At 42.3% G+C, this 12,124-nt stretch carries 7 protein-coding genes and 1 pseudogene; 1 reads left to right on the top strand and 7 read right to left on the bottom strand.

Translation table 11 applies throughout. From position 1 onward, the window contains the following. Positions 1 to 283: 283 nt before the first annotated feature. The 4 genes from devC to NDI33_RS27630 all read right to left on the bottom strand — a co-directional run bounded on the left by devC (position 284) and on the right by NDI33_RS27630 (position 7,392). Positions 284 to 1,237, bottom strand: a complete 954-nt coding sequence (gene devC / locus NDI33_RS27645) for an ABC transporter permease DevC (RefSeq protein ID WP_190671705.1) — start codon at positions 1,235 to 1,237, stop codon at positions 284 to 286. A gap of 79 nt (positions 1,238 to 1,316) precedes the next feature. Next, a complete protein-coding gene (locus NDI33_RS27640) occupies positions 1,317 to 2,963 on the bottom strand; it encodes an XRE family transcriptional regulator (protein WP_190671702.1) in 1,647 nt (548 codons plus the stop codon). A gap of 958 nt (positions 2,964 to 3,921) precedes the next feature. Further along, a complete protein-coding gene (locus NDI33_RS27635; RefSeq protein ID WP_190671694.1) occupies positions 3,922 to 6,936 on the bottom strand; it encodes a virulence-associated E family protein in 3,015 nt (1,004 codons plus the stop codon). A 276-nt stretch (positions 6,937 to 7,212) separates the two neighbouring features. After that, on the bottom strand, positions 7,213 to 7,392 hold the full coding sequence (locus NDI33_RS27630; RefSeq protein ID WP_190671691.1) for a hypothetical protein: 180 nt from the start codon (positions 7,390 to 7,392) through the stop codon (positions 7,213 to 7,215). 439 nt (positions 7,393 to 7,831) lie between these two features. Here NDI33_RS27630 and NDI33_RS27625 point away from each other — a divergent pair, with 439 nt between their 5' ends. Continuing rightward, on the top strand, positions 7,832 to 8,215 hold the full coding sequence (locus NDI33_RS27625; RefSeq protein WP_190671689.1) for a hypothetical protein: 384 nt from the start codon (positions 7,832 to 7,834) through the stop codon (positions 8,213 to 8,215). A 103-nt stretch (positions 8,216 to 8,318) separates the two neighbouring features. Here NDI33_RS27625 and NDI33_RS27620 read toward each other — a convergent pair whose 3' ends face one another. The 3 genes and pseudogenes from NDI33_RS27620 to NDI33_RS27610 form a co-directional block, all read right to left on the bottom strand. Next, on the bottom strand, positions 8,319 to 9,998 hold the full coding sequence (locus NDI33_RS27620; protein ID WP_190671687.1) for a hypothetical protein: 1,680 nt from the start codon (positions 9,996 to 9,998) through the stop codon (positions 8,319 to 8,321). A 40-nt stretch (positions 9,999 to 10,038) separates the two neighbouring features. Further along, positions 10,039 to 11,526 carry a fdxN element excision recombinase XisF gene (gene xisF, locus NDI33_RS27615; protein WP_190671682.1) on the bottom strand — a complete coding sequence of 496 codons (1,488 nt, stop codon included), beginning with the start codon at positions 11,524 to 11,526 and terminating at the stop codon, positions 10,039 to 10,041. Positions 11,527 to 12,024: 498 nt separating this feature from the next. Beyond that, positions 12,025 to 12,124, bottom strand: a pseudogene (locus tag NDI33_RS27610) (IS982 family transposase); the annotation flags it as partial.

Here is a 12,124-nt window from a genome sequence, read left to right as displayed (position 1 = left end):
CGGACAGCGATGTCTTTCCGTTTTATGGAGTGGGTGAACGCTAATCGAGATGTATTCTCAGCCTATAAAGCTGCTTTGGGTTTTATTTGGGCTTGAAATCTGTTTAAGTCCCGATAACACGGAACGAGCAATCGGTTTTGGAGTGCTGAGCAGGTAAACCTGAATTGCCGTTGCAGTTGGATTGAGGCTGTCAAGGGCTGCGATCGCAACCAGAGGAGCTATAAGCGTGTTCACCATTACATCAGGGTTTTATATGAGGGTTAAGGTTATTAATTGTGTGAAGTTAGAAAATATCAGCTGGGTCAGCAGACTGTAATTTCCTCATTGCGATCGCTCCCGATGCAATGCACATTACAAGCGTCAAAGACAACACGAGTACCAGACGATCCAGCGACATCTTGACGGGAAGTAGCGTCGCTTGTGCTATTAGTCCGTAAAGCCCAAGTGAAATCACGAATCCCGGCATAAAACCCAGGATTGCCAGAATCAACGCCTCTTGAAGCAAAATACCAACTAAGAAGCGATCACCGTAACCCATTGCTTTGAGCGTGGCGTATTCGGGTAGGTGATCGGAAACATCAGAGTAAAGAATTTGATAAACAATTACCGTTCCCACCAAAAATCCCACGATAGTTCCGAAGCCAAAGATAACGCCGATCGGACTAACTTGACTCCAATAGTTTCTCTCCCGTTGGACAAATTCTTCTTTGGTCAGAACCAGCACATCATTCGGCAATTTGGCTTTTATATTTGCTTGCACTTGCTCGATATCTGCACCCGGTTTCAACGTAATTAGACCGACATCGATATCATCGGCTTGGCGTTCTGGAAACAGACGCAAGAAACTAGAGTCACTCACAATCAAATTGCCATCAGCTGAGAAAGAGGCTCCCATTGTGAAGACACCAGTGACTTGAATTTGTAAGTCATTCAGTTGAGCTGGAAGCGGTTTAGATTGCTGAAGTTGACTAGCAACATTACCCAGATCGGGTCGCGCTGCCTGGTCATAAAGTACATAATTCAACATCTTGAGTTTATTCAATTCAGGTGCAGCATCTGGCACATCCATTGCTGGGTTACTGGGGTTGAAACCATAAATTTGTACCTGCCAGAAGGTTCGATTAGCAGGATTACGCCATCTTCCGATTCCTAGGTAGAGAGAATTAATAGAAGCTACGCCATCTGTACCTGCTGCTTGAAATAGCCTAGAGCGTGAGAAGGGTTTGATGGTCTGCACGTTACAGCAGTTTGCAAGTAAGTAAAGTACAGGTGTAGATGTAAAGCGCTTTTCCCCCTGGGGATAGCTTGTACTCTATCTACCTGCAAACTGCTGTATTAATGGCCTCCAGCTTGCTTTGAATCTTCGATGTAGGTTTTATAATGACGTAGGCTTCCAGCCAGAGTTCCAGCCAATTGTGGGGTCGTGTTTTGCACTCTATGCGTTGAATTTCCTCCCCTTTCCAAGAGGGGTGAATTGATTCGAGATAGGTATCCAGATCGAACTCAATCTGCCAACCAAGTTCGTGTAGAGTAAGCAGAGCGTTATCCCATTTTTCAATCAGTTCATTGCGTTTCTGACGGTTGTTTTGTATCGTCTGCAAGTGTGATTCTTTTGAGAGGTATCCTAGCCCCTTTAGCAAGGTTTTGATTTTATACTTTCCAGTGGTTTGAATTCGACTCATTATTGTCAAAAACACCGCTAGTGCAGCGGCCATTGGCTGTCTGTAGGGATTAATTAGAAGGGTACTTTTAGCGAGGAAGCCATATTCATATAGAGAAGAGAAGTTACCTGAATCTTGAAAAGGTTTTACCCAATCATTTGGTCCTGCGGTAATAATTAACTCGGTAGGTTCTTCTGGCTCGTAGTAAATCTTATCAGGTTGGTTAGAATCCATAGTCAAGCTGAGCCGACCGAGATATTTAAGCTTAAGCCGCCACATGGGTTGGATTTCCGCTTCATACGTCATCAGCTTCAGGTCTAAGTTTTTGATAGCTATACTCAGACTGGCTACTTGTTGAGCTAATTCTCCCAATTTTTTTAGCTTTTGACTGAGGCTTAAATCGCTTCTCTTATTCCAATTAAAGAGTCCCATGCTAATAACGTCTGTAGCCTTAAAGCTAAACGTTCCTTCCCAAGGCTTTTCCATATCAGTAGCGTAGGAAGCAAAAAGTAAGAACATATAAGCGGTTTCAATACCCAATTGATTGATAATTTCCCAAGCTGCATTTCCCGCTACTAGCTCTAATCTATTCGTTTCTGAATGGTGTTGAATAATATTATGTTCAATAAAACCTTCACCAAAAGAGCGTCGGAAGCGGGGAATCCCATCAATGTTCTCCCAAAATTCCGCACCAAAACAAGCTTGTACTCCAGTTAAATAGGGTAGAGATGTCATAACTGGAGTATCGTCATAAGTTTGAAATAGAGGAGCGTTTGTCGCTGGCATGGATTCTTGTGGCTCCATTCCTAGCAAACTTTGTAGGGTTTCTAAAGAATGGCTATATAGATTAAATTTCTGTATAAATTCTCCCGCTGTTTTAGAAGCACATAAGCTGATGATATACAATTCTTTATCTTCTTTTTTTGAATAAAGCCCGGTCATCTTGCTAATTAAACGAGTTGCCGAGTCGGGTTCTACTCCTTCTATGCTCCAAGCATCAAGATGGGATAATATCCAAATGGCTTTTTCCTCCCAAAACTCTTGACTCTGAAAAATATCTTGAAGAATATCTTTTAATAGATTTTTGAGACAGATAACAGCCTTAGTGAGGTTAAAAGATTTGTTTATTAATTCTGGATTGAGTTGCTTTAGATGAAAATCGATATCGGTGGCGATATGCTGAACTATTTGGGTTTTAAATTCTTTTTTTTCGCGTAGCTGCTGTGCGTACTTCTGGATGCGTAAAACGTATTTATCGGGAGTACTCGTTTCCCTATTCTTTTGTGAATTATGTTCAATCATAACTGTGTGTATTGTTAGAAAAAAAGTTTAGTCAAAAAATACGTTAAAAGCGCCTTTTTGGTATCTAACCATCAAATACATCGAACTAAACTGAGTAGTGAAAGTAGTAGTTTCCTCTACAAAACTATTTTCATCAGAAAGCGAGGTAGAAAGACTTATTACCCTAGCAGATGGGGAAAATAATTTTCGGAAAAACCACTGACAACATTGGCTAATGGCTCTATGTCGGTAAATTCAGGGTCTTATATATTAGCAGAGGTAAATAGGGCCATGCTAACGGCTGCATCTTCTCTATAAGGAACTCAATCCGGTTTTCTAGCTTCACCCAGGGGATTGGGTTTATCCAGATCCAGAGGAGAAACTACATCGGCTGTCTGTTCCCACTCCTTGTTCCACCTGCGAACCGTATCAGCACTCAGACCAAGTAATTCTTCAATTTGAGGTAGGCTTTTGCCCTCCTGGAGAAGTCTTTGACAAGATTGTCTAACCTCTAGTGAATGTATGGGAAGTGACCGCCTCTATATTTCCTAGGTCTATATTAAATTACTTCTCTTTGCCATTGACTGAACGGATGCAGTAGAGATTCCTGTCTGGGTAGTGGTATAGAAGTAGTGATAAATCCACTTTTACCCCCTACCGTACAAGGCTTTGAGCATTGAATATCACTACCTGTTTACCACTGCCCCTTGTCTGTACCTCGAATTCCTTAACATCTCGATCCTCTTTGTACAATGCAAGAGCTTGTTCCTTTTGCTCATTGGAATAGAACTTGCGTGGCCTGGAAATACTTGCTGCTTTTACCCACTTATAGACAAAACCAACAGGTATTCCAACTGGCTTCTAGCGCCATATAGCGTCTAGGTGTCTTCTCCATAGCTTTAAGCATTACTTTATTTCGGGACTTCCATTAGTTCGTTTTTGTCAGCATTTATGCAATCGCTTAACTACCAACTCCCCCCTACTCAATCGTTTCCAGTTCCTGATTAGCGATCGCATACTCAAATCCTTCAATCTGGCTATGCGTGTGCCCTGGTTTAATCACGATGCATTCGCTGCCCTCATATAACACTCGCTGCCCAACCGTAAAAGACGATTCTGGCTGCTGGTATGGTGTTGCTTCCTTCGTGCGTAAAGCTTCAGCTTGCCAATTCCGTCGCAGCTGCTGGTATGGTGTTGGCGCGATCGCTTTCTCTTGGAGTTTAGTTTCAGCCTCTTGGGGTTGTTTCTTAGCAGATTTCTGTATATCGACAATCTGCCTTCTTTGGTTTTGGGGTAATCCCAGCCAAATGCCTGTCTTGATGCGAACTATGTCCTCATGCGCGTACTGCTCAATAAATGCTGTCGCCAAATCCTCAAACATCGTAGCGACCGCCTCACCATCCTCGCAAGCCAGTAGCATTTGTTGCCCATTGACTATTTCTGCGTGAACTTGTTCTTCAGAAGCCAGGGCTAATGAAGGCGGGATCGCTTCCTCCTGTGCAAGGTTGGTCAAAAAAGGTTGGTCATGTACTGTAAGCGTTGCTGTAGCGTTGTTTGGGGTTTGACTAACCTCAGTGCCTGACCAACCTTTTTTTAAACTTTGTCCAGAAGCACTATGAAAACTCTCACCCCCTATATTGCTCCCATTGTTTTTTGTTTCTGACTCAAAAAAAGTTGGAGAAAAAGGTTGGTCAGGTTGGTCATTGAAACCTGAAAAGTTTACTGTGCTGTCATTTTGGGCGTGACCAACCTCTTGACTAACCTCTGTAAAAGGTTGGTCAGGTTGGTCATCAGGTTGGTCAGGGGCAACCCATTCATTGACTCGTGCGCCATCAATAACTTTTCGCTGAGAATCCTTCTCCCATCCGAGCTGCTTTAGGATGCCTGCCATACGCATCTGAGCGCCTCGGTCTTGGCGTGATACCTCAAGCTCGATAACATTTTTCAAAAGATGGTTAACCGTCGTCCGCGTGATCCCAAACCTTTGAATGTAATCAAGAACGGGCGTTTCCCAGGGGTCGGCAAGTCTAAAGGGTTTGTTGGCGTCAATTGCCCAAAGGCTTTCTTGATCGGTCAACCACCACTGCTCACCTGCTCGGTAGAGTTTTACCGCCGCCGCCCAAATGCGATCGCGCAATTCTTTGACCAATGCCAGATTGATTGATTTAACGCCAAGAATCCAAAACCGGCGATCGCCCGTTGGGTCGGAAAGGGGTTCGCTTTCATTTGTTGATGCCACCAGTACGCCACGTCGGGGGAAAGCTTTCGTTTGTCGTCCGTAAGGCACCCGGAAATTATCTACTTTGGTGGTCATGAACGACTTGACTTGGGAATTACCTTTCCTACCCAAGGTTCGCTCAAATTCTGCCCATTCAACGCACCAATGCTGATGAAGTTTTAGTAACTCATCCTTATCTCCACTTTCGGATAATGTATCGTCAAACCACTTCAGGTCTTGTCGATACAAAATGCCAAAAAATGTACTTTTGAAAATACCTTGAGCGCCCTGCAATATCAAGGCTGTATCAACTTTGCAGCCTGGACTAAAAGGACGCGCTACAGAAGCGATTAGATGGCGCTTGAGGTAAGCTCTAGCGAGTTGTTTATTTTGTTCGGTCGGGTTTTTCAGGACAAATAAACGGTCGGCTAAGGCATTAAGGTCTAAATCGTCATTTTCGTACTTTTCTGCAACCCTTTCTAGATACTCAGCAATTGGGCAGTAGCGCCGCTTATTAGATAATCCCAGCAGGATGTCTATTAGGTCACTTTGAGGTATGTCCCTGTCAAGGGCAGAACAAACTTCGTGGCGTATAAGGTCCAGGTCTAATTTCTCGTCGCCATACTCAATCTCCTGCTTTAGCGAGTTGAAGCGTAAGCGATCGCCATAAAGCCTTCTGATAGCCTTGGAAGCTTGCTTGTACTTGCTTTCAGGGAAAAGGATTTTCCCCCACTTCTCCTTGAGATCCTGCTGTGCAACTTGCTTCTCAGAGCTATTTGGGGCATTCTTTAAAAATTCCCAAATCTCCTCCAGTTCCTCCTCGGATGGCGGTACATTTTGCTCGGCTATCTCCATAGCACGACGCATTTTTTGGTCAAATAAGTCTGCCTTAGCTTGCTCCTTAAATCGCTGTTTGACTTCACGATTCTTGACCTTTTTATACTTGGCAGTTTGACTCCTTAGTTCCCTCTCCAGAGCTTTCTTGGAGTAAGGAGTTCTCTTGGCAAGGATGTTAAGCAGGCGATCGCCATCGTGCTTTTTCAGGTATTGTGCAGCCAACCTGAGGGCAACGGAAACTGAGCGAGAGAGATGCTTTGAAGGAATATTTTTGAATCGTTCCGCCCACTCAAGAAGTAACTCTTCCGGCGTCATCGCGCTGCCCAGAAGGTTTTTGTAATCTTCTGCTGTATGACCTGCTTTGAAATACTCGCACAATCCTGCTTTGGGCTGTCCTTCTATTTCCGGTAGTAGTTGCACCTTACCGTTGAGCCACTTGCCTGCATGAAATAGATTCGATAAGACACTAGGGTTAGTCCAGCCATCCGCATCAAACAAGATTGTGTAGCCAGCGCCCTGCTCTAGTGCCTTTCGATAATGACTGACCCCAGCGATCGCACCCGTAGGTATCCCTCCATGCACAGTTCCAGCGTAGGCATCCTTAGCACCCTCAGTAAGGATGCGGCAACCATCAGGAATCCACGCCTGAGAATTTGCCTTGTATGGGGTGAGGTACTTCGCCGTTGAACCGTTTAATCGTACAACTGGAATATCGAGCCGAATTTGCCCAAAGGTTTCGGTGAAGGGAAAATATAACCCCTGTTCACATTTCCATCCATCCGCAGTCCAATATTGTAGGTTTAGTTGGGCGGCATCGGACTTATCCAGCGATCGCAGCCCAAGTTTCTCCCAATCTGCAATCTGCTCCAGCGTGAAGCCTTCATCTAGTAAATGCTTCTGGTGTTCTGGCTTCAAGTGAGTAGTTGAGGTGTACACCATTAGCGATTGCCTCCCTGTTGATTCAGAGAGGACGCGACTACGAATGCCTTTCCAGAAACTACGGTAACTGTATCGGGATTGCGGGATAATGATGCAAAAGAAGTATCTTCTGCAAAAACTGAAGCGGATTGCCTAGTGTCGGACATATAATTAAGTCAAGATCGACCTGTTATACACAGGAAGCTTGCTCCATGAATCCACGCAACGGGTCAAAGTTTGGTAGCGGAGACCGATTGCAGTGGGTTTACAAGAAAAAGAAATGAAACGCCAGCAGTTTTAAGCTGCTGGCGTTTCGCTTTTGTGGCTAAGTGAACCCAGTTCGTCCAAATAGTTATCGAGAGCAGCGCGAGGAATTTCTGATTTAGAGATTTTTAAGCGATTCGCACCTTCCTGCAACCGAGCGAACTGAGCGACACCTAGTCTCTGCGTGAATCGAATTGGCCCTTTTTGTGCCATCTGAATTCTCCAGGGCGGACAAGGTAATTATAATGGATAAAAACATCATGGCGACCGCCCCACGATTCCCCACACCTTATTTCTGTCACTCCTTACAACCTATAGCCTTTATAGCGTTAGCGCAAAATATAACACCCATTATTCCAAAGAGTTAGGCATTTTTTTCAGGGTTATATTTAAATACAATTGACGAATCAGTCAATTAAATATGCAAGGATTACGCTTCAATTATTTAACACTTGCGTTTACTAAATTAAGTGCTTCTTTTTTAGGGTTCAGTCGAAATGCGATCGCCAGGAACAGGCAAAAGAAGCGATCTCATTTTCATAGGGACGCGGTCGGCGATGGAAAGCCCTAATTTAAATTTGAGCTAGGCCTCATCAGGCAAGCCTTCAAGAATCTGTGCGATTACTTCCGCGACTATCAAGCCAATGCTCGAATGATTCGCCCTCTGAATGCTGCTGCCAGCGCGGTTTTGGATGATAAGCCCTCTGTGTTTAAGTCTCTATTAGACAAAGCTAAAACTTGCACTCAAGAACCAGAAGTGGAGTTAACTACCGACTTAACCATCAAACCGACAGATGAACCAGAATTTAAACAAGAGGAGCTGTCTGAAGATCGCAAAGTAAAGAGACTAAAAGGCAGGCGTAGCAATCCAGACTATACCCTGATTTCAGCCTATGTACTATTAGAACTTTACCTAGATGTGCAAGCAGAACTACTAAAGGAGGGCAAATCAAAACGGCAGCCCAGTGCAGTTGATGTTAGTACCTTAGTTGAACAACTGTCACACGATTGGCTGAAAAACCGGAAAGGTGAATAAGCGAAATTTTGCATACGCAAAATTATTATCAAAGGAATAGGGTAGTGAGTAGCAGTAGCAACTGTCCAAGAACTGTTTGAATGTTAAATCAAACGTAAATCCCTTAACATTCAGTCTCCTTGGATGTTTGCTTGGATACCCACCACCGGACTGTCCCGCGGGGAACTCCCGTCAAACTTTCAATTTCCTGATAAGATTTTCCTTGGCTGTAAAGAGACAAGCAAGTTTGTTTGACTTCAACAGGATGCTCTTTCCAAAGCCGATCAACATCAGCTTTTGCTATCCATTTAGTGAACGTATTTTTAGGAACTCCAGTCTGGGCTTCAATTTCTTTATAATTTTTTCCCTCCTTAAATAAGTCTATACAAATTTGTTTGCTCTCTTCTGAATAAGTTCTGAAAACTCTACTAATCTTGGCTTTTCTCGCCCATTCTCCAATAGTTTGCCAAGGAACTCCAGTTATTTCTTCAATTTCTGCATAAGATTTGCCTTCTTTATAAAGCTGAAGACAAGTTTGTTTAACCTCTTGTGAATAACTTTTTCCACCTTTACCTAATTTAGAATTTCTAACCCACTTGCCAATAGTTTTAGCATCAATTTTAGTAATTTTCTCGATTTCTTTAGGCTTTTTTCCTTCTAAATAAAGGGATAAGCAAACTTCCTTTATGTCTGGGGAATAGCTATTACAAAGCTGATTCTCTTGAGATTTTTTGACCCATTTTAAAATAGTTTGACAGGGAACCCCAGTCACTTTCTCAACCTCTTTGGCATTCTTACCATCTTTGTAGAGAGATAGGCAATTTTGTTGCACCTCTTCGGAATAGATATGAGGCTCTCTACCCACATTAGCATCTACCACCCACCTCCTCGCTGTAACTTCGCTAACCCCTGTAACTTGCTCGATTTGGTCGTAGGATTTACCTTCTACATAAAGACGTATACAACTTTGTTTGACTTCTTCTGGATAGATGTTTGAACCCCGACTAACATTTTCTCGTCTAGTCCATTTTCTAATCGTATCACTAGGAATTTGCGTAATCTTTTCAATTTCCTTAATAATTTTACCTTCGATATAAAGGCTAATGCAAGTCTGTTTGACTTCTTCTGAGTAAACTTTGTGACCTCTATTTATCCCGGCTTTTCTGGCCCACTTTGCAACAGTTTGTACCTTAATACCAGTAATCTTTTTGATTTCTCCGCCTGACTTTCCTTCTTGATAAAGCCGAAGACAAGTTTGTTTCACCTCTTCTGGATAAATTTTCTGACCTCTATTAATATTGGCTTGAGTAGCCCAGCGTCTGACTGCCGACATAGGGGCTCCAGTTAGATTATGGATTTCCTTAGTCGTCTTGCCCGCCCTATATAACTCTAAACAAGCTTGCTTTAAGGTTTCTGGGTATGGTTCTGAGCGTTTTTGCAGACCTGCCTGTCTAGCTAATTTACTGATCAGGTCACGATTCATTCCTCCTGTCAGTTCCCGAATTTCTTGTAAAGTATAATTTTCAGCAAAAAGCTCGATAGCTTTTTGCTTTATCTCCTCTGGGTAGTGAGGTAAGGTAGCTATTACGGGTTCTATGGTAGGCATAGTCATCCCTACTAAAGGCTTAAGCTTTTCTTGAATGAGTAATCCTAAATCTTTACAGTTGGAGCAGTCTAAACATTCTAAGCGTTTACCAGGACTTGGACAATTGCATGGGGAATTCCAAGACGCTAAAGTAGATTTTTCCGCCGCTTGAAACCGCTTTGCTGCTTCAATAAATTTGTCGAAAATGTATTTAGACATTGTTAAAAAATTGACGAATAACAGCTAATAGTTTGAGTAACTATACATATAAAGAAACCGAAATTGCTTCCCCATTAAAAATACAAACTTTTTCAACAAGTTTGTCATAAAGAACTTCCCTCTCTTGATAAGTCAAGCTATACCAGAAATTTATATTTCTCGCCATTGGGTGGCGAATAATCTGTTGGGCTGTCCCTTCTACTGGGACAGATTGTTCTAATCGCTTAGTTTCCTTTTCAATTTGCCTAATTAAATCTTCCTTAGCATTCTTCAACAAAAAATTATTATCAATTCCTGGTAGAGACTCCAAACCAGCTAATTGCTTTTTCATCTGTAATAATTTAGCTGAATCAATAGAGCAACTAGCCCCAGTTGCAGGTTCTTCAGCAATAGAAACTACTCGTTTAAACAAAGTTTCAATAATAGCATGCTCTATTTTTTCTATTCTTGTAGATCTTTTGTTTTTACAACCAAAGCTCGCGTGTCTACAACCATAGTAGCTATATTCTTTGTGTCGCTTTAATACTCCCTTCCCCCCACACTGATAACAAAATACTAAGCCAGTTAAATAAAAAGATATTTTTGAATTGCCAACTCTTTTAGTATTAAATTTTAGAATATTTTTAACTTCTTCAGCTTCTAATTCATTGATTAATTTATTTTCCGGATGAGTATTAGGATGAAATTCCCACTCATCATCATCCTTTAAATACCCTTTAGTTTGATATTTTAAGTAAGCAGTATGACCTTGATGGACTGGATTAACTAACCATTCTCTAAAGTGTGTAGGCGATTTAGGTAAACTTAATTGCTCGTCAAGTCCTGAGTGAGTTCCTTTTTTAACCTGTATTCCATATTTTTCGTAAATGTGTCCCAATACTTTTATAGGTTTTCTGATCTGCAAAAATAATTCAAATATTTCTCTAGCAATCTGTGCCTTACTGCGGTAAAGCAGCTTAGGTGAATTGTCGGACTCAGCGTAGAGATCCAGATAGTTTTTTGGTCTGTCTTCTAAAAGACAGACACAAGGTTTGGTATTGAGTTCATATTTTTCATTGACAACTACATAACCAAAAGGACCCCTTCCTGGTGCTGCTAATCTGCTTCGGCGGTACTTATAGCCATGCTTAACTCTATCTATAAGCATTCTTCTCTCATGCACAGCAAAGAGAGCTTGCATATCAGCACTTAGTTCTCCGGCTGCTGTAGTTAAATCTACAATTCCTTGGTCAAGTAGTTGTAATACTATTCCAAAATTCTGAAAAACTTTTTTAAGTGCTAAATATAGTTCTTCATTTCTCATCAATCTGTCCCAGCGGGTAGCAATCAGTTTCTTGACTTTTCCTTGACGAACCAAATCCATTAATTCTGTAAATTGAAGTCTTTCCGCTTTATCCCAAGAGACTACGTCGCAGAAAATTTTTGTGGCCCCAGCTTGCTTAAGCCTTTCAATTTGCTGCTCTAGAGCATAGGTATTGTCTGCCTGTTCGCTCGTCGATACTCGTGCATAGCCATAGATTTCTGTCATACTGCCCTGCCTTTCGCCTACTCTGATAAAACTTTAGCACGATATTTGTGCAACTGTCATCGGAATAACAGTTGCACAAATAGGGGAAGAGAAAAAAACCTGAAAAGGTTTTCAGGTAAAGGTTTCAAGCGAATGGCAAATTCTCAGCAGGCACTACTCTTGCTTGAAGGGTAAGCCAGTAGATAAGCCAGCTAGTATTGATGAACAACTAAAGCAGTAGAGTCCGAACCACCCCAATCTACGGGACAACCGACACAGAAAATGAAGTGGCTGACTTTTGATATTCCTGAAATTCAACACCGCTCAGTCCAAATGAAAGTTGTCTCTGAAAGTGTTGCAATGGTAGATATGCTAGGGGTCTGAGTAGTAACGGAACAGAAAGTCACGCTAAGAGGTGTACCAGTTGAACCTACTGAGAATTAGAAGCCTGAAACCCTTGATATTCCGTTCAAGATTTTTGTACCAAATAGCCTACAGTCTAATTGACGTGAGTTCGGGTTAAGCAGGCAAGGCAGCATCGTTGATCAGGGAGGGCTTCTTGGGCTGGTGGCAGTAGGCAATTAAGCCGGCTATCAAATTGACGGCAAAGTTGACAGGA

The sequence above is a fragment of the Trichocoleus sp. DQ-A1 genome, from assembly GCF_039961955.1.
GTDB lineage: Bacteria > Cyanobacteriota > Cyanobacteriia > Cyanobacteriales > FACHB-T130 > FACHB-T130.
This window is presented reverse-complemented; position numbering and strand designations above follow the sequence as displayed.